General features: G+C 49.4%; 21 protein-coding genes. 13 read left to right on the forward strand and 8 right to left on the reverse strand.

From position 1 onward, the window contains the following. Positions 1-58 precede the first annotated feature (58 nt). Positions 59-325, reverse strand: a complete 267-nt coding sequence (locus tag EDM56_RS14215) for a hypothetical protein (RefSeq protein ID WP_148040389.1) — start codon at positions 323-325, stop codon at positions 59-61. 343 nt (positions 326-668) lie between these two features. On the opposite strand from EDM56_RS14215, the gene EDM56_RS32235 reads away from it, so the two are divergent. Together EDM56_RS32235 and EDM56_RS14225 are read left to right on the forward strand one after the other, a co-directional pair. Then, positions 669-905, forward strand: a complete 237-nt coding sequence (locus EDM56_RS32235) for a recombinase family protein (RefSeq protein WP_122918571.1) — start codon at positions 669-671, stop codon at positions 903-905. A gap of 9 nt (positions 906-914) precedes the next feature. Next, entirely contained in the window at positions 915-1,145 is a 231-nt protein-coding gene (locus EDM56_RS14225) for a recombinase family protein (protein ID WP_281274960.1), read from the forward strand. Here the strand turns inward: EDM56_RS14225 and EDM56_RS32240 are convergent. Further along, positions 1,142-1,300 carry a recombinase family protein gene (locus tag EDM56_RS32240; protein WP_122919165.1) on the reverse strand — a complete coding sequence of 53 codons (159 nt, stop codon included), beginning with the start codon at positions 1,298-1,300 and terminating at the stop codon, positions 1,142-1,144. The two genes, EDM56_RS14225 and EDM56_RS32240, sit on opposite strands and share 4 nt — an antisense overlap. A gap of 263 nt (positions 1,301-1,563) precedes the next feature. Between EDM56_RS32240 and EDM56_RS14235 the strand changes: the two genes are divergently transcribed. From EDM56_RS14235 to cysI, 4 genes are all read left to right on the forward strand, one after another. Next, positions 1,564-4,095, forward strand: a complete 2,532-nt coding sequence (locus EDM56_RS14235; protein ID WP_122918573.1) for a toll/interleukin-1 receptor domain-containing protein — start codon at positions 1,564-1,566, stop codon at positions 4,093-4,095. A 205-nt stretch (positions 4,096-4,300) separates the two neighbouring features. Next, positions 4,301-4,519 carry a VOC family protein gene (locus EDM56_RS31855; protein WP_281274961.1) on the forward strand — a complete coding sequence of 73 codons (219 nt, stop codon included), beginning with the start codon at positions 4,301-4,303 and terminating at the stop codon, positions 4,517-4,519. 225 nt (positions 4,520-4,744) lie between these two features. Beyond that, positions 4,745-6,574, forward strand: a complete 1,830-nt coding sequence (locus EDM56_RS14245) for an assimilatory sulfite reductase (NADPH) flavoprotein subunit (RefSeq protein ID WP_122919166.1) — start codon at positions 4,745-4,747, stop codon at positions 6,572-6,574. 34 nt (positions 6,575-6,608) lie between these two features. Further along, entirely contained in the window at positions 6,609-8,330 is a 1,722-nt protein-coding gene (cysI, locus tag EDM56_RS14250; RefSeq protein ID WP_122918575.1) for an assimilatory sulfite reductase (NADPH) hemoprotein subunit, read from the forward strand. Between the two features lie 53 nt (positions 8,331-8,383). Here cysI and EDM56_RS14255 read toward each other — a convergent pair whose 3' ends face one another. Then, complete coding sequence (locus EDM56_RS14255) at positions 8,384-9,418, reverse strand: zinc-binding alcohol dehydrogenase family protein (RefSeq protein WP_246009389.1); 1,035 nt, start codon at positions 9,416-9,418, stop codon at positions 8,384-8,386. A 126-nt stretch (positions 9,419-9,544) separates the two neighbouring features. Between EDM56_RS14255 and EDM56_RS14260 the strand changes: the two genes are divergently transcribed. Both EDM56_RS14260 and EDM56_RS14265 read left to right on the forward strand, forming a co-directional pair. After that, entirely contained in the window at positions 9,545-9,928 is a 384-nt protein-coding gene (locus EDM56_RS14260) for a winged helix-turn-helix transcriptional regulator (RefSeq protein ID WP_122918576.1), read from the forward strand. A gap of 69 nt (positions 9,929-9,997) precedes the next feature. Continuing rightward, positions 9,998-11,050 carry an LLM class flavin-dependent oxidoreductase gene (locus tag EDM56_RS14265; RefSeq protein ID WP_122918577.1) on the forward strand — a complete coding sequence of 351 codons (1,053 nt, stop codon included), beginning with the start codon at positions 9,998-10,000 and terminating at the stop codon, positions 11,048-11,050. A gap of 172 nt (positions 11,051-11,222) precedes the next feature. Here the strand turns inward: EDM56_RS14265 and hcp are convergent, their stop codons facing one another. Beyond that, positions 11,223-12,521, reverse strand: coding sequence for a hydroxylamine reductase (hcp, locus tag EDM56_RS14270; protein ID WP_122918578.1), 1,299 nt, complete (start codon positions 12,519-12,521; stop codon positions 11,223-11,225). A 241-nt stretch (positions 12,522-12,762) separates the two neighbouring features. Here hcp and EDM56_RS14275 point away from each other — a divergent pair, with 241 nt between their 5' ends. Next, on the forward strand, positions 12,763-13,161 hold the full coding sequence (locus tag EDM56_RS14275; protein WP_122919168.1) for a globin domain-containing protein: 399 nt from the start codon (positions 12,763-12,765) through the stop codon (positions 13,159-13,161). A 60-nt stretch (positions 13,162-13,221) separates the two neighbouring features. Here the strand turns inward: EDM56_RS14275 and EDM56_RS14280 are convergent, their stop codons facing one another. Beyond that, positions 13,222-14,412, reverse strand: a complete 1,191-nt coding sequence (locus tag EDM56_RS14280; RefSeq protein WP_122918579.1) for an MFS transporter — start codon at positions 14,410-14,412, stop codon at positions 13,222-13,224. 110 nt (positions 14,413-14,522) lie between these two features. On the opposite strand from EDM56_RS14280, the gene EDM56_RS14285 reads away from it, so the two are divergent. After that, complete coding sequence (locus EDM56_RS14285; RefSeq protein WP_122918580.1) at positions 14,523-15,467, forward strand: helix-turn-helix transcriptional regulator; 945 nt, start codon at positions 14,523-14,525, stop codon at positions 15,465-15,467. A gap of 55 nt (positions 15,468-15,522) precedes the next feature. Here the strand turns inward: EDM56_RS14285 and EDM56_RS14290 are convergent, their stop codons facing one another. After that, positions 15,523-16,005 (reverse strand): PaaI family thioesterase, encoded by a 483-nt coding sequence (locus EDM56_RS14290; RefSeq protein ID WP_122918581.1) that lies wholly within the window; start codon positions 16,003-16,005, stop codon positions 15,523-15,525. Between the two features lie 182 nt (positions 16,006-16,187). Here EDM56_RS14290 and EDM56_RS14295 point away from each other — a divergent pair, with 182 nt between their 5' ends. Continuing rightward, positions 16,188-17,516: an MFS transporter gene (locus EDM56_RS14295; protein WP_122918582.1), complete on the forward strand. Its 1,329-nt coding sequence runs from the start codon at positions 16,188-16,190 to the stop codon at positions 17,514-17,516. Between the two features lie 89 nt (positions 17,517-17,605). Here the strand turns inward: EDM56_RS14295 and deoD are convergent, their stop codons facing one another. Continuing rightward, a complete protein-coding gene (deoD, locus tag EDM56_RS14300) occupies positions 17,606-18,313 on the reverse strand; it encodes a purine-nucleoside phosphorylase (protein WP_122919169.1) in 708 nt (235 codons plus the stop codon). 66 nt (positions 18,314-18,379) lie between these two features. After that, on the reverse strand, positions 18,380-19,555 hold the full coding sequence (locus EDM56_RS14305) for an MFS transporter (protein ID WP_122918583.1): 1,176 nt from the start codon (positions 19,553-19,555) through the stop codon (positions 18,380-18,382). Between the two features lie 214 nt (positions 19,556-19,769). Between EDM56_RS14305 and EDM56_RS14310 the strand changes: the two genes are divergently transcribed. Next, the gene (locus tag EDM56_RS14310; protein ID WP_122918584.1) at positions 19,770-20,726 is read left to right on the forward strand and encodes a DNA-binding transcriptional repressor DeoR; all 957 of its coding nucleotides are present in this window, start codon (positions 19,770-19,772) and stop codon (positions 20,724-20,726) included. Between the two features lie 302 nt (positions 20,727-21,028). Then, positions 21,029-22,330: a pyrimidine-nucleoside phosphorylase gene (locus tag EDM56_RS14315; RefSeq protein WP_122918585.1), complete on the forward strand. Its 1,302-nt coding sequence runs from the start codon at positions 21,029-21,031 to the stop codon at positions 22,328-22,330. Positions 22,331-22,347 lie beyond the last annotated feature (17 nt).

Genomic DNA, 22,347 nt, shown 5'->3' on the forward strand with positions numbered 1-22,347 from the left:
CACAAAATTCTTGACAGACCCTCAGCCCGCTTAAACACAAACTCCCTTAGCATCCCTTTCAATACCTCAAACGGTATCTGGGCTGCATCACCAGAATGCAACTGGCCCTCGAGTTCTGCTTTCCGCACAGAAAACGCTGCTCCGTTTCAGATAATTCTCGTACTGGTATTGTCAAATCATCGGCTTTTAGCTCATCATTTTCATATAATACAAAGTACTTTTTCTTTTTTCGCTTCAAATCGGCAAGTTCCTTATCGACATGCTTCAATTCCTGCTCAAGTGGTTCTTTATCCACTTCTTGGCGTTGCCCCAGTTCTCTTGCCACATCTTCTATAATCTGAGGTTGGCATACAATCTTTTCAATCCGAGTGAGAATCTCTGCTTCTGCATAATGGCTCTCACACTATTCGCTCGACATACAGCCGAGCCTTTATTGGCAAACTGCCCACATTGATAATACAGGCTGTACTTGATTTCCCCATTCTTTTGTTCTTACGTGTGGCACATTGAGCAACCATGCCGTGTTCACACATTGGGCATCGCATAACACCCGTAAAGGGGAAGGAGCCATGAAAAACCTGTGCTGGCTTTTTAGATTTGACCTTGTACATTGCCGCAAGACAAGGCAAATGGAACGGTGGCAAAGTCTTGGGGTATGAATCTGAGAGGTGGAAGAAAGCACATTCCGTAAGCGTAAGGAGACTCGACTAGTCGTTTTGAAACCAGAAGCTGCCCTTGTCCGAATGGTCTTTGAAAAATACGCTAGTGGAAAAGGGATAAAAGCGATTGCTAATGAATTGAATCATTCGGGATACAAGACAAAGTGGGGAAAAGCTTTTAGCGTGCACCGTGTTCCAGATTTCCTCAGAAATGATCGCCTCATGCTACCTTTTTCTTCAATGTAGTTGGAATTAGTGCCTTCTATTCTCTTGGTCGATAGCGAAGGATTGAAGACGGAGACAAAAACCGGAAAAATGAGCCTGCACATGTTGGGTACTATTGCAGAATTTGAGAGAGATAATATCGTTGATAACGTAAAAATGGGAACGAAACAACGTTTACGAAAAGATACACCATATTTCTTAAGGTCTTGTGTAATAGTTAAAAGATCAAAAAGAGTTCGTGAGATTCGGTTTATTTTCTAGACAATAACTGTTTCAAACAAGCCTTGCTTTGCACCCTTTATCAACTGTTTCAGTTGTGGGCGATTATGAATTGATTTTCCGGAGATACCTTCATCAACATACTTATTATGGACAATATATCCATGTTGATTAGATATTGTTTCAATGTTTCCAATTGAGCCTGTATAATATACCCTTCCTCAGATTGCTCCTCTGTATTTATTAGTACTGCTCATAGAGTTGAGGTATTTGTATAAGAAGTTATAATGGACTAGTTTAGATGTGGCTCCTGCTTGAGGGTAGTTCTTTTGATATGCTAAGATTTGGGAAGTATTCTGGAATGTGTGGAACAAATAGACTACTATTATTAAAGATAGAGTACGAGGGGTTCAGAGCTTACATACTGCTACATAATTCACATTGGTGAAAGGAGTTTAAAATGAATAAGATATTTCTTTCTCATAGTAGTGTGGACAAAGATTATGTTAGACCGATAGCTATGTATTTTGGTAACGATAGGGCCGCTTTTGATGAATTTACATTTGAGAGTGGAATGCAAACTATAACAGAAATTTTTAAAAGTATAGATAAAACTGACATTTTTGTTTATTTCATCTCTGAATCTGCATTGAACTCCGAGTGGGTGAAGGAAGAGATTAATCAAGCTCAAGAAAAACTTCAGGATAATAGACAGAAACTATCCCAAATATTTCCGATAATTATTGATGAAAATATAAAGCATAGTGATTCTAGAATACCTAGCTTTTTAAGAACAGGTATGTTTGCATATAATCTTCGTCATATAAATAATTTCAGAATTGCATGCAAAAAAATCGAGTCACAACTTACGTTATTAACTATGAGGCAAAACGAGATATTTTCTCTGAAATACGACTTTTTTTATGGCAGAGATCTAGAAAAGAAAGCATTTAAAGATTGTTTTGAAGAGCGTACCATTGAGGGGAAAATAAAACATATAAAGTGCTTGGTTGTATCAGGGATTGATGGAATAGGAAGGAAAGCGTATGTGCGCGGTACTCTAAAAGATACTGGCCTAATGGAAAAACATTATTTTCCCTCGGTGATATCTCTTGATAAATCAGAAGGAATAGAGGATTTTATAATAAAAGTATCTGATTTAGGTTTTGGCGAGTATACTATTCCTGATTTTCAGACAATAACTGCTCTCGATGACAAAATTAGAATTCTTGCAGATTTACTAATAACCGTACAGAAATATTTAGAACACATAACTATAGAGGATCATTTTTGCTTAATTGATGAAACAGGTTCTTTTAAATTTTGGTTTGAAAAAGCATTAGAGCAGATTAACAACCAAATAGTACTATCAGTAATATCGAATGTTAGTCTAGACGCGTTCCGCTATAGACGTCATTCTTACATTTTTCACTGTAGTCTTGAAGAGCTCGGAGCATCTGATACTGTTGGTTTTTTAAGAACATTATCTAAACTAAACGATGTTCCATTTGAAGAAAATGATTTGGATGCCGTCGCACCTGTACTCACAGGATATCCGCCCCAAGTTGTCTATTGCACAGATTTGGCTAAAGAAAATAGTATTAAATTTGTTACAAATAATCAGTACCTGGTAAGTGAGATGCCTAACATCAGCTCTGGGAAAATGATTGATTTAGTAATTGAAACTAATCTAAAAGATGAATATTTCGGGTTTTTAGCGTTTTTAGCTAGATTTGGTTCAACTCCTGTTGGTCTTGTTAATCTAGTAATTGAAGCCAATAATAATTATAAATTAATTCTTTCAAAATTAAAAAAATTTAATATATGCAGCCATACAGGAGCGACTGGTGAATATATAAAGCTAAGTGCTGTGATTCGAGATTATGTTCAAAGAATGAATTACGAACTAACAGATGATATAAAATCAATATTAAGTGATAGAATAATCCAATTCCATGAAGAAATTCAAGATCCAGAGTATGTAGATTTCCTTGATTTTTCGGAGTTGACGTATCTTATAAAGGAAAATTTGAAGCAAGGAAAAACCATACCTGAGAGGTTTTTATACTCTACGTTATACGTACAGACTGTTTTGGATCTATATAATGAGCGACAATACAATCGAGTTATAGAGTTTGTAGAGTCTCTTAAAACACGTTCAGGCTTTATGTATTTACAAGAGGAAATACAGAAAAATATTCAGTTCTATTACTGCAGTGCATTAGCAAGAAAAAGGTCACTTAAATTTGAGGCAGAAGTTGATTTTTTTCATGCCGAAAATGATTATTATAGGTACAATTTCCTGAAAGGCTTCAGTGCGAGATTGAAAGGGCAATATGCCAGAGCAGAAAGATATTTAAACAATGTATTAAGAAAAAACTTTAATCACCATAATGCAAGACGTGAGTTGGTAATTGTGTACACAAGTATGCAAGACTATGATGTAGCTTTGGAGTTAGCCAAGATAAACTATCATCGTTCACCAGAGAACATTTACCATATACAGGCATATTTTGATTGCATGATTAGACAACCAAAATCCAAGTTAGACAATAGAGCTATCGAGGGTATGTTGAATACTGCTAGAGCGGTGCAAAGAAATAAACCGGCTGAAATCTATTATCAACTTGAAGCAAAGGCAGCAGCTTTTTTGGAAGATGATAAAAAGCGGTCAATTGATTTTATAAGAGAAGGGTTAAAACAATTTACCAAGTCGTTATATTTATACAGAGATATGTTCGATATATATAAACATTTCGGTGACGTAAAAGGTATGGAGGAGTCCTTCTCCTTATTAAAAGAAAAATATCACGATGGTCACGATGATCAGAAAATTACAGTTTTCTATCGAGAGTGTTATCTTTCTGCATATAAGGGCAACTCGCTGCCTGTATTAAAGTTGAAAATTCAAAGCAATCAGGATCTTCCGGACGAAGCAAAATCAACATTATTGTCCAACATCGAAAGAATATACTCTACAGTTAATAAATAGGATTTACATAATAACGAAGGCCATCCCGCTATGGGATGGCCTTATACTTGCAGTTACAGGTAGTGGTATCACAAATGACACACTCGAAGTTATTTGGAAATCAGAAAAGCAAAGAAAACCACAACAAGCAAAGTAACCGCCTCAAAGTTGGATTATCCAAACGCACAAATGTTGTTTAGTAACCACAGTAAACCAATTTTTTTCCGTGAAATGGGGTACCTCTCTTAGTTCCCTGATTTTTCGCCCTCAGGTGTGCGGGTGGTTGAAAGACAAGTTCGGCGTATCGTGGCAGATTGTCCCAAGTAATTTAACGGAAATGTTATGCAACCCAGACCCTGAAAGAGCTGAACGAGTGATGAAGGCATTGCTTGAAACGAAAGCGAAAATCAATATGAGATCGTTAAAGCAAGCATTCGAAGGCTAATGGATATCCCGTGATGTAATGGCCCATTATAGAACGAAACACCCAAGCCCGGTCCCTCCCCCCAGGACCGGGCTTATTCACTTCTCCCCCACAATAAGCAAAACTTATCATCGGCATAAGTGATTCTGATTGCTCGGGTCTCTTTCCTGTGATAATTTTAATTCAAATAAAACAAAGTATATATGTTTACTCGGAATAATTTCGTCATATGAGAGGTGCATATTGTTGGTACTCAAGGTGACAGACAGTCCATTTAGTCAGGAACAAGTGGAGCTACTGAATCGGTTGCTACCCACGCTTTCAGGAGTGCAAAAGGTTTGGCTGAGCGGTTATCTTTCGGCTCTTTCCCAAGCGGAAACAACGTTGGCCGCCGGGGTTCAAACCGTTACAGCTACAAGCGGCCCGGTCATTTCCAAGGAAGTGACAGTGCTTTTCGGATCCCAATCCGGTAACAGTCAAAAGCTCGCCAAGAAGCTGTCCAGCAAGCTCCAAGAGCAAGGCTTTTCCGTAACGCTCTCCTCGATGAGCGATTTCAAGACGAACACGCTGAAAAAGGTACAAAACCTGCTCGCTGTGGTCAGTACGCACGGGGAAGGGGAACCACCGGACAACGCGATCTCCTTCCATGAATTCCTACACAGCAAAAGAGCGCCTCAATTGGAGGGTCTGCGGTTTTCCGTGCTGGCTTTGGGTGACACGTCTTATGAATTTTTCTGCCAAACCGGCAAAGATTTCGACAAGCGGCTGGAAGAACTCGGAGGCAAGCGCCTGACGCCCCGCGTCGATTGTGATGTAGATTACGACGAACAGGCCACTACGTGGATCAACCAAGTACTGGCTGCTCTCGGTGAAGCGTCGGCAAACCAACTCGAGGTCGCTGCAAGCATCGGTGTTGCCACAACCGGAATCGGTACACAAACCGAAACCGAATACTCACGGTCGAACCCGTTCCAGGCCACCGTGCTGGAGAATTTGAATCTGAACGGACGCGGAGCAGATAAGGAAACGCGCCACCTGGAAATCTCCCTTGAAGGGTCCAATCTTACCTATGAACCGGGCGACTGTTTGGGCATCTACACCAAAAATCATCCGCGCCTCGTCCAAGAGTTGATTGACGCGATGGGCTGGAAGCCGGAAGAACTTGTTCCGATTCAGAAGAACGGGGAAGAGGGCACGTTGGAAGAGGCGCTCACGAGCCATTATGAAATCACGGTTCTCACCAAGCCTCTCTTGGAACAAGCGGCAAGGCTTGTTTCCGGAAACGGGCTGCAGGAGCTGCTTGCGGAAGGACGGGAGCAGGATCTGCGAGAGTATGTCCGCAACCGGGATTTGTTGGATTTGGTTCAAGACTACAGCTTGAAAGGCGTGTCTGCCAAAGATTTCGTCTCCATTCTCAGAAAGCTGCCGCCGCGCCTCTATTCGATCTCCAGCAGCTTGCAGTCCTACCCGGACGAAGTGCATCTGACAATTCGTAAAGTTCAATACGAGGCGCATGGACGGGAGCGGTATGGCGTGAGCTCGAGCTATGTCGCAGATCGTCTGGAAGCAGGGGAAACACTGCCGGTATTTGTGCAGAACAACCCGAACTTCAAGCTTCCGGCTAACCCGGACACACCGCTGATCATGATCGGACCTGGTACAGGTGTTGCTCCATTCCGCGCCTTCCTTGGGGAACGGGAGGAGGTTGGGGCGAAAGGCAAGACGTGGCTTTTCTACGGCGACCAGCATTTCGCCACCGACTTCCTTTATCAGCTGGACTGGCAGCGTTGGCTCAAAGAAGGCGTGCTGACGCGCATGGATGTTGCATTCTCTCGCGATACGAGCGAAAAGGTGTACGTGCAGCACCGGATGCTGGAGAAGAGCAAGGAGATTTATCAATGGCTGCAGGATGGGGCGCATCTATACGTGTGCGGAGACGAGAAAAAGATGGCGCACGACGTCCACGCCGCCCTGGTCACCATTCTCCAACAAGAGGGTGGGCTTGATGCAGAGGAAGCAGTCGCCTATTTGAAACAATTGCAGCAGGAAAAACGTTATCAGCGTGATGTGTACTAGGTTTGATCATAGATAGCGAGAGGAGATATAAAGCATGTCAGAAAATCATTTGCTTTCGCAAAACAGTGCTCCTCACAGCGATGTCGAGGATATTAAACGCCGAAGCGATTATTTGCGGGGAAGCCTGGCGGAAACGTTGGAAGACAGAATTACAGGGTCTATTCCTGAGGACGATAACCGCTTGATGAAATTCCATGGCAGCTACATGCAAGATGACCGGGATCTGCGCAACGAACGGCAAAAGCAAAAGCTGGAGCCGGCCTATCAATTCATGGTGCGCGTGCGTGCGGCAGGTGGGGTTGTCACGCCTGCGCAATGGCTCATGATGGACGATATCGCCCAGCGATTTGCCAACGGGACGATTCGCTTGACGACCCGTCAGTCTTTCCAGCTGCACGGGGTCATCAAGTGGAATATGAAAAACATGATCAAAGAAGTAAACGATGCTTTGTTGAGCACGCTGGCTGCTTGCGGGGACGTGAACCGCAACGTCATGTGCAACCCGAATCCGTACCAGTCGGACGTACATGAACAGGTGTATGAATGGGCCAAAAAACTGAGCAATCATCTGGACCCTCGGACCCGCGCATATTATGAAATCTGGTTAGATGAAGAGAAGGTTGTGGACAGTCTGGAAGCGGAAGAGCAAGAACCGATCTACGGCCCCGTCTATTTGCCGCGCAAGTTCAAGATCGGGATCGCGGTTCCACCTGCCAACGACGTTGACGTATTCTCACAGGATTTGGGCTTCATCGCTATTCATGAGGAAGGGCGGCTGCTGGGCTTCAACGTTGCTGTCGGCGGCGGAATGGGGATGACTCACGGCGATACGAAGACGTATCCGCAGGTGGCGCGGGTAATTGGTTTCGTTACGCCGGAACAACTGCTGGATGTCGCCGAGAAAACGGTCATGATCCAAAGAGACTACGGCGATCGTGCGGTGCGAAAGCATGCCCGGTTCAAATATACGATCGATGACCGCGGTATCGAATGGTTCATCCAAGAGCTGGAGCAGCGTCTTGGCTGGAAGCTGGAAGAGACGCGCGCCTATCATTTCGATCATAATGGCGACCGCTACGGCTGGGTGAAAGGGAGCGACGACAACTGGCATTTTACCCTTTTCATTCAAAATGGCCGGGTGAAGGACGAAGACAACAACCGTTTGATGTCAGGTCTGCGGGAAATTGCCAAGGTGCATACAGGTGATTTCCGCCTGTCGCCGAATCAGAACCTCATCATCGGGAATGTAACCAGCGAAAAGAAACAGGAAATCGAACAAATCATTCAACATTATGGGCTCACCGACGGCGCTTCCTACTCCGCGCTGCGGAGAAATTCCATGGCCTGCGTTTCATTGCCAACGTGCGGATTGGCGATGGCCGAGTCGGAGCGCTATTTGCCTACGCTGCTGGATAAGCTTGAGCTGATCTTGGATGAGGCGGGCTTGCGCGATGAGGAGATCGTCATTCGCATGACAGGCTGCCCCAATGGATGCGCGAGACCGGCCCTGGCGGAAATCTCCTTTATCGGGAAGGCTGTCGGCAAATACAACATGTATTTGGGCGGCGGTTTCACCGGAAATCGCTTGAATAAGCTGTATCGCGAAAACATCGGAGAGGCAGAAATTCTGGCAGAGTTGCGGCCGATCTTGAACCGTTATGCGAAGGAACGGGAGGAAGGCGAGCATTTCGGAGATTTCGTCATCCGCGCCGGATATGTGAAAGAAGTGAAATCGGGACTCGATTTTCATGCGTAATGCGGCAAAATAATAAGGAGCTACCCGAATTAAATGGGTAGCTCCTTTTCGCATCAAAAGCCTTCGACCACGAGCTTGCCAATCATGTCCCCGGCCTGAATCTTTTCGTGCGCAACACGCAAGTTTGCGGCATCAATCGGTGTAAGCCGCTGTGTTAAGGTGGTTTTTACTTGTTTCGCATCAATCTTATCTCCCACGGCAGTGAGAATGCGGTGTTGTTCGAGCATGTCCTTCGATTGGAATAGGGAGCGAGTAAACATGAATTCCCAATGAAAGGATACGCTTTTGTATAAGAGCACATCGAGGTTGATCGGTTCGTTAACGGGAACAACGGAGCATATTTTTCCCTGAGGGCGAATCACTTCAGCCATGTTGTCCCAGTGCCCTGCTGTATGGTTCAGGCAAAAAATCATATCGACCGTCTCGATCCCCAGCTCCTTGAGCTGTGGGGCGAATGCCAGTTTATGGTTGATGATAAAGTCTGCCCCATTCGCTTTTACCCATTCCGATGATTGGGTTCGGGACGATGTTCCGATGACTGTCAAGCCTGCGTTTTTTGCGAGCTGCGTGGCGATGGAACCAACACCTCCAGCTGCGCCAATGATGAGTATGGTTTTGTTTTCATTCTCACGCTTGTCGTGACTGACTCCCATGCGTTCGTACAGTCCTTCCCAGGCAGTGAGTGATGTCAACGGCATTGCTGCGGCTTGAGCAAAATCCACGCTCTTTGGTTTCCGTCCCACGATCCGCTCATCTACCAATTGGAACTCGCTGTTCGAACCTGGCCGATTCAAATCGCCTGCGTAGTATACTTCATCGCCAGGTTGGAAGATTGTGCAGTCCGGTCCAACCTGTTCCACAATACCGGCTGCATCCCAGCCGAGCACCTTAGGCGCATCTCCATCATTTCCCCTGGAACGAACCATCAAATCAGCTGGATTGACGGAAATCGCTTTTATTCTTACGAGAATGTCTGTACCTGCCGGAACGGGGGTTGGCAATTCGAGATCAAGCAAGCTTTGTGGATCTGATAGAGGAAGGAAACGGTAAAACCCGACGGCCTTCATCTTTTGTGTTGTATGTGTCATTTTTTTCATCCTTTCAACTGGTAATCTGTTATGATTTGAATTGTAGTATGTATAGTTACTTTCAAAAAGTAGGCAGTTAATTCTGGGATAGTATCAAAAAGATACTATTGGAGGTGAAAAGGGTTTATGGGGGACCGGCGGAACAAATACGGGGAAAATCCGAATATGGAAGGATGTCCGGTGGAAACGACGTTGGACGTCATAGGGGGAAAATGGAAAGGCGTGCTTCTCTATCATCTTCTGGATGGCCCCAAGAGGTTTAGCCAGTTGCGGCGTTTTTACCCAGGGATCACACAGTTCATGCTGACGTCCCAATTGCGTGAGCTCGAGCGGGACGGGATTGTACACAGGGAGGTATACGGAGAGGTTCCGCCCAAGGTCGAATATTCGCTAACGGAATTCGGCAGGACATTAGAGCCTGTCATATTGGTGATGAAAGCTTGGGGCGAACAGTATAAAACAAAGCTGATTGCCGCCAAGAAACAAATGAATAAACCGGAAGAAGAATAAGATTGAGCGGAGTATGGCGAACTCGTTACCAAAACAACCTGATAAATGAACAAAAAGGAGAACGACCATATGGAAATAGGTCTAAGCACATTTGTAGAAACCACACCCGATGTCCAAACCGGTGAAGTCATCAGCCATGCGCAGCGCCTGCGCGAAGTGGTCGAGGAGATTGTACTGGCGGATCAGGTCGGACTCGACGTCTTTGGCGTCGGGGAGCACCACCGCAAAGATTATGCGGCATCCTCGCCCGCAATCGTGCTGGCAGCAGCTGCCACGCAGACGAAACGAATTCGGCTGACAAGTGCCGTGACGGTGCTTTCGTCTGCCGATCCGGTGCGGGTTTTTCAAGATTTTGCGACGCTCGATGCGGTATCCAACGGGCGGGCGGAGATCATGGCGGGCCGCGGCTCCTTCATCGAGTCGTTTCCATTATTCGGTTATGATTTGGACGACTATGACGAGCTGTTCGACGAGAAGCTGGCGTTGCTTTTGAAAATTCGCGATTCGGAGAAAGTGACGTGGACGGGCAAGCATCGGCCTGCGATTCAAAATCTGGGTGTTTACCCGCGTCCGGTTCAGAATCCACTGCCTGTCTGGATCGGCAGTGGCGGAAATACGCAATCTGCCATCCGAGCAGGCATCCTAGGCTTGCCGCTTGTGCTTGCCATTATTGGCGGGCGCCCGGTGCAGTTTGCCCCGCTTGTCGACCTTTACAAAAGAGCGGCAGCCCAGGCTGGCCATGATCCGTCCACACTGCGCGTTGCGTCGCATTCGCACGGCTTCATTGCGGAAGACACGCAGTCGGCTGCCGACACGTTCTTCCCTTCAACCCAACAAGCGATGAACGTGCTGGGCCGCGAGCGAGGCTGGGGGAATTACGACCGTTCCAGCTTTGATGCGGCGCGCAGCTTTGAAGGCGCGTTATACGTGGGCGATCCCCAAACCGTTGCCGAGAAGATCATCCACTTGCGGAAACAAGTGGGCATCACGCGGTTTATGCTGCATGTTCCCGTCGGCACGATGCCGCATGAGCACGTGATGAACGCGATTCGCCTCTTGGGTACCGAGGTGGCTCCGCGTGTGCGAGAGGAAGTCGCCAAGTGGGAAGCTTCTACGAAATAGAAGTGCTGTGCCGAAAATGAAAACGCAAAGACCCCTCGTTCATACAAGGGGTCTTTGCTTTATCGTATAAGAATTTATAAGTGCTCGCGCTTATAAATTCTGGAGCGGAAGACCGTTGATCTCATTGTGGAAATCTTCTTGTGACGGTGATTGCGCAGCTTGCCGCAGGTTCCTAGTGAGCCGCAGCCCCGAGCATTTCTTGCATATCCGTTTGCGCGTCGCCAATCAGTTTGATCGCAAACAAGTCTTGCAGCACTTGCAACACACCTGGCTGAATGAATTCCGGTAATTTCGGCCCGATGCGGATGTCTTTGATGCCGAGGCTGAACAAGCCGAGCAGGATGGCGACCGCTTTTTGTTCGAACCAGGAAAGCACGATGCTGACAGGCAATTCATTGACCTCGCACTCGAACGCTTCTGCGAGTGCAGCGGCGATTTTGATCGTCGACCCGGAGTTGTTGCATTGCCCCAAATCGATATAGCGCGGGATATTGGTACCCGGCACGGTGCCGTAATCGACATCGTTGAACCGGAATTTGCCACAGGACGTCGTGAGAATGACGGTTTCTGGCGGCAGCGATGTTGCCAATTCGCGGTAATAGTCGCCGGCTTTGCCCGGAGCGTCGCAGCCGGCGATGACGAAGAAGCGCTTGATTTTGCCTGCCTTCACGGCTTGAATGATTTCAGGGGCGATGCCCAGCACGGTTTCGTGATGGAAGCCAGTCAATAGCGTCTGCGTCGATTCGATCGAAGCTTCAGGAAGGGCGAGCGCCTTTTCGATCAGCGGGGTAAAGTCGTCGTTCTCGATTTTCGTCACATGCTCCAAGCCGACAATGTCATACGAGAAGAAGCGGTCGGCATAGGTGCCTTTGATTGGCATGACGCAGTTGGTCGTCGCCAAAATCGCGCCGGGGAATTCCTCAAACAGCCGTCTTTGGTCGTACCATGCCTTGCCGATGTTCCCTTTTAGATGAGGATACTTCCGCAGTGCGGGGTAGCCATGGGCGGGCAGCATTTCGGAATGGGTGTAGATGTTGATTCCTTTGCCTTCCGTCTGTTTCAACAGCTCTTCAAGGGCAAACAGGTTGTGCCCGGTGACGACAATGCATTTTCCTTCAATTTTGTTTTGTGTAACCGTAATTGGGTGAGGGACGCCGAAATGCTCCGTATGCGCTCGATCCAGCAGCTCCATCACTTTAATAGCTGCTTTGCCCACCTTCATCGCCATTGCCAAGTGTTCGTCCAGATTAAAATTTACGTTGGTCAAGGTGAAGTAGAGCGCTTCCTGCGTAATACCGTCCACTTCCGGATCGATATATCCGAGCTGTCGGGCGTGGGTCGCATAAGCAGCGATGCCTTTCAGCGCAAAAATGATGGTGTCCTGAATACTCGCAAGCTCTTCGTTCTTTCCACAAACGCCGACAACCTTGCAACCGCCTGCTGGAGTTTGTTCGCATTGGTAGCAAAACATAAGTCCATCACTCCTTGTTTTCTGATTTCGCCTTGAGTATAAAGAGAAAAAGCGGAACATGATGTGAGTTGAATCACACACGATGTGACAGAAAAGAAAATTGTGGCGAGATGGGTTGTTGGAGATCTGGGGCATATGTGCCGGCATGGCAAAACGAGTGATCCTAATCACAGACAAAGCGATGTTGTGCGCGGTAGAGTAGCGATAGGAGTATGAAGAAAGAAGAGGTGCACTTATGGAAATGCCAGCGCATACGACGACGCTTTACCAGATGGTTGGAGGAGAGGAGACGGTAGCGCAATTGGTACAGGCTTTTTACCCGCGCGTGTATCGGAATCCAGAGTTGGCCCCACTGTTCGAAGGCGAGATGGAGGAGATCATGCGGAAGCAGCGGATGTTTCTTACGCAATTTCTCGGCGGACCGACCTTATATAGCGATGAATTCGGCCCACCCGCCATGCGCATGCGGCACATGCCGTTTCCGATCACGCCGGAACGAGCGACGGCTTGGTTGGCCTGTATGAAGGAAGCCATGGATGAGATCGGGCTGAACGGACTGGCCTGCGACCTTTTTTACGGCAGGCTTAGTCAGGTGGCGCAGATTATGGTGAATACCGCAAGCGATGGAACCAGACCATAGAATTGAGGAAAAACCAAAGCCCCCTGGCAACTCAGGGGGCTTTTCGGAGGTGCTCACTTATCAAGATGCGGATTCCGGTTCCTGACCGCGGCGGGCAGCTTTGTTGCCGAGGGCACCGCTCATCAGAAAGGTTCCGAGCGAAAGCAAGAGGCTAATGGCTGCGAACAGGCAGAGCGAGGAATAACCGCCAAATTGGGCATACAGCAGACCAGCCAGCCATGCGCCGAGCGTATTCGCGCCGTTCATCGTCGAGTTGGCCAGGCTGGAGATGGTCCCTCGGAGGGAAGCATTCAGCGATGTGAGCAACCCCATAATGATCGGGAAAAGAATGCCGAGCGTCATGAAAATAATCAGATAGACGGCTGTGACGGATGTGAGGCCGGGCAGACGGGGCAGGATGATGTACAATCCCATGACGACCGTCATTCCAGCGGTAACGGTGTAGAATTGGCCCAGCTTTCGCATCGCATAGGCGCTGAACGCACTTCCCAGCAGAGTGCCGCCCCCGAGGAAAACCATCACAGTGCCGATCTGTTCGATCGGCAGGCCATAGCTGTCCGCCATCCATTTGCCGACGAAGGCGAAAGCGGTCCCGCTGCCCAGATGAAGAAGCAGGTATGCTGCGAAGGCACCCATAGCCTTACTGCTCGTAACAAGCGGAGTGTAACGACGAAGGATCGATATCCGCCCGCCTTTGTCCACGCTTGGCTTCATGTCAGGCAAGGAGAAAAAGGAAATGGCCGCGAGCAAAAGCGATGCAATACCGATCGTCCAGAAAGGAACGGACCAATGGGAAGCGGCGAGCCAGCTTCCGATCGGAACGCCCAGCGCTTGGGAAGCCGCGAGTCCCGCGAAGGCGATACCCATTGTTTTCGATACCTTTGCCGCAGGGATAACGGCGGGAATCGAGGCCCACACCTGTGGAGCCGTGAACGCGGCGCTGACACCGGCAAGGAGGCGGAATAAGCACATCGTCCAAAAGCTGTCCGCAAATCCGCACAAAATCGTCGAGACTGAGAAGCCGAGCAATCCGCTTAGCAAAACGGTTCGGCGGTTCCAGCCATCGGACAGCGGACCGGCGATCAGGGCAAAGACGGCCGAGCCAAGCGTATAAGCACCCAGCATCCATCCGGCGATATCGGTCGGTACGCCGAATTGTACCTGCAGTGTCGGGAGCATGGGGGAGATGAGGAACGTGTCGGTTCCAATCATGAACATGATGAGGAAGAACAGCGTGGTATACATACGCATTTTCAATCACTCCTACTGGTTTCGTGTTGCTTGCGATTTCTAGCGTACGGTATAATAGTGACAACATTTGTCATCAATATTTTCTTTTTTCAAAAAAGGGGCGGATCGAGGTGCCGAAGTCAAAAAGGCTGATGGAACTGATGATGACCGTCAACCGAAAGCGGCGATTTAAAGTTCAAGAGCTTGCCGATGAATTCGGCGTGTCCAAGCGTACGATATTGAGGGATTTGCAGGAGTTAAGCGAGCTGGGGGTGCCGCTCTATTCGGAAGTCGGCCCGCATGGAGGGTATCAGGTGGTGCGGGAGCGGGTGCTGCCGCCGATCGCCTTTACGGAGGAAGAAGCTGTGGCGATGTTTTTTGCCGTTCACGCGCTGCGCCATTACTCTTCGTTGCCGTTTGAAGCGGAATCCGCCTCGGCGCTCGGTAAGTTTTATCTTCATATGCCAGGCGATGTCCGCGACCGGATCGACAGCATGAAAAACCGGGTCGACTTTATTACGCCGACAAGGCGGGGCGATGCTCCATGCCTGGCGATTCTTCTTGACGCGGCCGTCCATCGGAAAGTGCTTTCCGTCGAATATCGATCAAAGGAAGAGGGGGCCACCTGCCGCAAGATTCAGCCCGTTTGCATTTACGCCAACAACGGATTTTGGTATTGCACGGCGTACTGCTTTTTGCGCCAAGGCTACCGAGTGTTCCGATGTGACCGGATTCGCGAGGCTGTACCGGACACGACTGGGACGGAACCGATCGATACGGGCGACATCCGCCAGAGCCGACGAGATGCAGTGGAGCCGAGGGAGCCAGTTCGCCTTCGTGCGGAGCTGACCCGAGCCGGAGTCCAGCGGTGCGAAGCCGAGCTGTGGCTCGCCCCATTGATGCAGGTGCGTGAAGACGGCAGCGGTGTGATTGACAAAGACGTAGAGCGCGGCGATATCCCTTTTTATACGGAATTTTTCATTGGGCTGGGGGACGAGGCTGTTTTGGCGGAACCGGCTGAATTGAAGGAATCGATTCGCAGGAAGCTTATGGAGATGCTTGAGCGCTATCAGTGAGTGAAAGCAAAATAAAAAGAGAAACCATCCGCAGATGATTTCTCTTTCTTTTTACTCATTTAGTGATGAATGTGCTCGGCATTACTACCGCTACGACTTCCCCGCGGGCGCAGAGCGTATCGCCGGCAAACACTTCGGAATGAACCTTCCAACGCTTCGGATGGATTTCTTCCACGGTTCCCAGCACTTTGAGCGGAACGTCTTGTGGCGTCGGTTTCAGAAATTCTACGTTCAACGTGGCAGTGACAAATCGGGGCGGTTCCGCACCGTCCCCGATTTCATGCCCGTTTTTGCGGTGCAACGTAAGTGCGGCCGAACTGGTTCCATGGCAATCGATCAATGAGGCGATCAGCCCGCCATAGACGAAGCCCGGAATCCCCATGTGCTTTTGCTCGGGCGTATAGATCGTCACCGTTCGTTCGCCTTCCCAGCTTGTCCGGAAATGGTGCCCGTCCTCATTGAGTCGGCCGCAGCCGTAACACCAGGCAAAATCGTCAGGATACGTATCTTGAATCGCTTTTGCTGCGTTTTCCTGCATCGACTTTTCTCCTTTGTTCATTATTTGTAAATTTCTGACTATATTGTACCATTGGAATGACAGTCCGTCACGAAGGTTTCGAATCGATTGACACTTATGGGAAATGCAGATAGAATGGCTCCGATTCCCTCAATAGAAATGTTCTATCGTTTATTCCAAAACAGAAGGGCGGTTCATACGTCATGTCGCATGCACCGAATGCAGGGGCGATCAAAAGCCAACCATCGATTGCGCAGCGGTACATCGATTCACCGGAAAAGCAGCAGCGGCTATACAAGCGGACGCTGCTGATCATCGTGATTTCACAAATTTTTGGCGGAGCCGGTCTTGCCGCAGGCGTCACGGTCGGAGCGCTCCTCGCGCAGGAGATGCTGGGGACGGAAAGCTATGCAGGGATTCCGTCGGCACTGCTCACGCTCGGTTCCGCAGTGGCCGCACTGCTTGTCGGGCGGTTCTCCCATAAGTCGGGGCGCCGCTTGGGACTCTCTGCAGGATTTTTCGCAGGAGGTATCGGGGCGATCGGCGTGATTCTCGCGGCAGTCATGAACAATGTCTGGCTGCTGTTCGCCTCGCTGCTTGTGTACGGCGCAGGCACAGCTACTAACCTGCAAGCGCGCTATGCGGGGACAGACCTGGCGCAGCCGACACAGCGGGCGAAAGCGGTCAGCGTGGCCATGGTCTCGACGACGTTTGGGGCTGTAGCGGGCCCGAACCTCGTTGAGGTAATGGGGCGTTTCGCCACTTCTCTCGGCATCCCGGCACTTGCAGGCCCATTCATTTTAGGAGCGGCAGCCTTTCTGTTAGCGGGTCTCGTCTTTTTGCTGTTCCTCCGACCAGACCCGTTGATCATTGCAAAAGCCATCGCAGAAGCGCAGAAAGCGGACCAAAAGGACCAAGCCGCCACGCAGAGCGCGAGCACGCTTTCCGGTAACAAACGCGGGATTATCGTCGGTGCTACCGTCATGATCCTGACCCAAATCGTCATGGTCGCCATCATGACGATGACGCCGGTGCATATGAAGCATCACGGGCATGGGCTTGGAGATGTCGGCTTGGTCATCGGCATCCATATCGGCGCGATGTACCTGCCATCCCTTTTGACCGGCGCTCTCGTCGACAAGATCGGCCGCATGACGATGTCGTATGCATCCGGTGGGATCTTGCTTGCCGCAGGCATCACCGCCGCTTTTGCCCCTGCGGATTCTTTGCCATTACTCATCACGGCGCTGGCGCTGCTCGGGCTTGGCTGGAACTTCGGATTGATCAGCGGCACCGCGATCATCGTCGATTCGACCGATCCGTTAACACGTGCCAAGACGCAAGGAACGATCGATGTCTTGATCGCGTTGGCCGGGGCATCCGGCGGCGCGCTTTCCGGCATGGTCGTCGCCAATTCCAGCTTTGCCACTCTCGCGCTTGGCGGAGGCTTCCTCGCGCTGCTGCTCGTTCCCGTCGTCGTGTGGTCGCGCAGCAGCAGGAAATCGAGCGCATCGGCTCAGGTGTCGTCGTAACCAATAACCGCTAGGCAAAAAAATAAAAGCCCGTTCAACCAGACAGATGTTTCGTGGTTGAACGGGCTTTTTTCTCTCTATTGAAGGTCCTATTCCTTAATCAACGCATCGAGAGCCATGACGATCATATCGTTGAACGTGGTCTGGCGCTCTTCTGCCGTCGTTTCCTCTCCGGTGAAAATATGGTCGCTCACCGTCAGGATTGACAGGGCATGCGCGCCGTATTTCGCGGCCAGCGTATATAATGCGGTCGTTTCCATCTCGACAGCCAGCACACCGTAAGTCCCAAGCTTTTCGACCATTTCCATGCTGTCGCGGTAGAACACGTCCGCAGACAGTACATTCCCGACGCGAATCGGCATCTTGTTGTCCATGCCGGTCTGATACGCTTTTTGCAAGAGTGCAAAGTCCGCGCATGGCGCATAGTCGAATCCTGGGAAGTTGTTGCGGTTGATATTCGAATCGGTGGAGGAGGTCATCGCGAGAATCACATCGCGCACCTTGATGTCTTTTTGAATCGCGCCGCAGGAGCCGACGCGGATCAGGTTTTTCACGCCGTATTCGCGGATCAGTTCGTTGACATAAATCGAGATCGACGGAAGGCCCATGCCTGTCCCTTGCACAGAAATCCGCTTCCCTTTGTATGTGCCGGTAAAGCCGAGCATGCCGCGCACGGTATTGTAGCACTCGGCATTTTCCAGAAACGTCTCCGCAATGTATTTGGCGCGGAGCGGGTCACCTGGCAGCAGGATGCTTTCGGCGATATCGCCTTGTTTTGCATTGATATGAACGCTCATAATGGCATGGCCGCGTGAGGGAAAGCAATGCCGACGTGCGGCCATGTACACCTCCTTGAAGTGAATTTAATTACGTAACGATGCATGCTCCCGCGCATTGGATGGGGATGTGCGGGTGATGGAAAACCATGCGCAAAACAGGGCGAGCAGCGTAATCAAGCCACCGACGACCGCGTTATGCGACACGGAGTACTCGTTGATGACGAATCCGCCGATGGAAGAACCGAGCGCGATCCCCAAGTGCAGTGCAGAATTGTTTAGCCCTTGCTGGATGTCGGACGTTTCCGGTGACGTTTCAATCAGATACGATTGCTGTGCAGGCGTGAGCGCCCAGCTCAACGCACTCCAGATCATCATGACCAGAATGAAGAGCGGCATCGAAAACGTAACGGTCGGCAAGAGGAACAGAATCAGCGTAAAGAGTGAGACGATGACCAAAATGCTTTTCTTCGATCCCCATTTATCCGCCGTCCAGCCTCCGATTCCTCCGCCCAGCACGGCGGAGATCCCGAACAGAAAATAAAACAAGCTGATCCAGGTCGCATTGATATGCAGCGTGCTTTGCAAGAAAGGCGTCAAATACGCATACAGCGTCAAATGCCCCGTCAGGAAAAACAGCGAGGTAAGCTGTGCCGACAGCATTTTGGCGTTTTTCAGGGTGCGCAGCTGTTGACGTAAAGGAATGACTGGCTTTGGTTCCATTTTATCCATAAATGAGTAAATGCCCAACATGGTGAGCAGCGTCAGGATCGCAATCAACAGGAAAATGACCCGCCAGCCGAAATGGGTACCGATTACCAGACCGATCGGGATGCCTAACACCAAGGAGGCACTGACTCCCATGAAAATCACGCCGATCGCACGGGCGCGGAACTCCTCCTTCACGAGGCTGGAGGCCATCGTCACGCAAAGGATGATCAAAAGCGACCCGCTCGCTGCCGAAATGATGCGGGAGATCATCAGCATGGAAAAAACAGGGCTGAAATATGCAACGATATTGCCAAACAAAAAGACCAGCAGCGCCCATAAGCATAAGGCTTTCCGCTCAATTTTGGCGGTCAGCGTGAGCAAAATCGGGGAGGCGATTGCAAATACTAAGGAAAAGACCGTGATCAGTTCGCCCGCCTGACTAATGGAGATGCCAAATTGGCTTGCCACCTGATCCAAAATGCCACCGATGATCAACTCAACCATGCCGACGACAAAAGAAGCGATGGCCAGCATATATACACGAAAATTCATACAAAGCAACCTCCTTTCCTGCGAATTTCGAAACAATTCCACGTGGTTACTACCAACATAGTAACCTCATTTGTAATCATTACACAAGAGTATTTTTCTGTAATAGAAATATTTTTCTTTGGCACTTTTACATAATTTCATAAACTTTGCTGTATCCAGCCAAAATGATTTTGATAAAATAAAGAAATATGACTTTTTTTCATAGGGGTATTGTATGGAGACGGATAAGTTGAACAAAGTAATCGAGGCTGCCAAGCTTTATTACTTGCTTGATTATAACCAGCATGAGATCGCAAAGCGCTTGGGCGTGTCCCGGCCGACCGTATCGCGGCTTTTGCAAACCGCCAAAAATGAAGGGATTGTGCAAATCCAGATCAGAGATGCGGCGGGAGATATTCAAAATTTGTCAAATGAGCTTGAACAAAAGTTCGGGTTGAAAAAAGCGATCGTGGTTTCGATCCCGCAGTACGAGAACAACATCATCAAAAATTACATTGGCGAAAAAGCGGCGGCGTATCTCGCGGAAATCGTAAAGGACGGGGACATCATCGGGGTGACGTGGGGCACGACGCTGTATCATGTCGCCATCGAGCTGAAGCAAAAGTTCGTAAATGATGTGAAGGTCGTCCAATTGAAGGGCGGCGTCAGCCACTTGGAGACGCACACGTACGCATCTGAAATTCTTTATCATTTTGGAAAGGCTTTCAACACAACGCCACTGTATTTACCGCTGCCAGCAATCGTCGACCATGTTGTGGTCAAGCAAGCGATGGAGGCGGACCGTCACATCCGCAAAGTACTCGAGATGGGGAAGCAGGCCAATATCGCGATGTTCACCTGTGGTCCGATCATGTCGGAATCGCTCCTCTTCCAGCTAGGATATTTCACCGAGCAGGATATGGAAATGCTGTATGCCAAAGCGGTTGGGGACATCTGCTCCCGGTTTTTCGATATGGACGGAAACATTTGCAATGAAAGCCTGAATGAACGGACGCTAGGAATCGAGCTGGACGAGTTTAAGAAAAAGGAGTATGCCATTCTCGTGGCCGGGGGTCCGCAAAAAATCGAAGGGATTTATGGTGCGCTCAGGGGCGGGTATGCGAATGTGTTGATTACCGACCAATACACAGCGCAATTTTTGCTTGATAAAGAAAGAAACCGTTCCATATAAGCGAGAGTGCGGAACAAACCCCCGATCGATAGCGTGAGGGGGGGATTTTTCCTTCCCTGCTGCATAATTCCATCCCAATTTCCCATGATATCAGTGAGAGATTGGGATTTTTTCGTATCCACCTGCATCGTGTGTCGCCACGTTTTCCCACTGTTGGATAAAGGTTTTACATTTGTTCTAATTATAATTTACATTTGTTCAAATTGTGTGTTATAGTTTTTCTCGTAAAGTTTCTATGTGTGTGATTTTCCTAATTTGTAAGCGTTAACGCTTACTGATCATAAATGCTGGAGGGCGTTAGCATGAGAATGGTTGATGTCATCGAAAAGAAGCGGAACGGTCATGAGTTGACCCAACAAGAAATTCAGTTTTTGATCAAAGGCTACACGAACGGCGACATTCCTGACTATCAAATGTCGGCTTTTGCCATGGCTGTATACTTCCAAGGAATGACCCAGGCAGAGCGGGTTTATTTGACGGAAGCGATGGTACAGTCGGGCGACCAGATCGATCTCTCCCAAATTGACGGGGTTAAAGTGGACAAACACAGCACTGGCGGTGTCGGCGACACGACCACTCTCGTGTTGGCTCCGCTCGTCGCGGCACTCGGCGTTCCTGTCGCTAAGATGTCAGGACGCGGACTCGGCCATACCGGCGGAACCATCGACAAGCTGGAAGCCGTACCAGGATTCCACGTTGAAATTACGAACGAAGAGTTCATCAAGCTGGTCAATACAAACAAGATCGCAGTCATTGGTCAAAGTGCCAACCTTACGCCAGCGGATAAAAAGCTGTATGCGCTGCGCGACGTGACCGCAACGGTCGACTCGATTCCACTGATCGCAAGCTCCATCATGAGCAAAAAGATCGCGGCGGGCGCGGATGCAATCGTGCTCGACGTGAAAACCGGAAGCGGCGCTTTCATGAAGAGCCTGGAAGAAGCAGAAGAGCTGGCAAAAGCCATGGTGGATATCGGCAACGGCGTTGGACGCAAAACGAAAGCGATTATCTCCGATATGAGCCAGCCTTTGGGCTTCGCGATCGGCAATGCGCTGGAAGTAAAGGAAGCGATCGACACGCTGCAAGGAAAAGGGCCGCAAGACTTGCATGAGCTGAGCTTGGCTCTCGGCAGCCATATGGTGATGCTGGCGGGTAAAGCGCAGTCGCTTGAAGAGGCGCGGGCGATGCTCGAAGAAGTGATGCAGAACGGCAAGGCGCTGGATGCCTTCAAGACATTCTTGTCCTCGCAGGGTGGAGACGCGTCCGTCGTGGATGAACCGTCCAAGCTGCCAACCGCTCGCTTTTTGATCGAAGTGCCGGCGAAGCAGGCGGGCTACATTTCGGCGATTACCGCTGAAGAAGTGGGCATCGCCGCGATGATGCTGGGCGCAGGACGCGCAACGAAGGAATCCCAGATCGATCTGGCGGTCGGCATCGTGCTCCACAAAAAAGTCGGCGACGCCGTACAAGCGGGAGAAGCATTGGTCACTATCCACAGCAACACTGAAAATGTGGCGGAGGTCATGGAAAAAGTCTACGGCGCCTACAAGATCGTCAACGAAAAAGTTACAGCACCTACGCTGATTTATAAAGAAATTCAATAAAAATTGCTCAGGGGAAA

This window comes from Brevibacillus fluminis (assembly GCF_003710825.1).
GTDB lineage: Bacteria > Bacillota > Bacilli > Brevibacillales > Brevibacillaceae > Brevibacillus_D > Brevibacillus_D fluminis.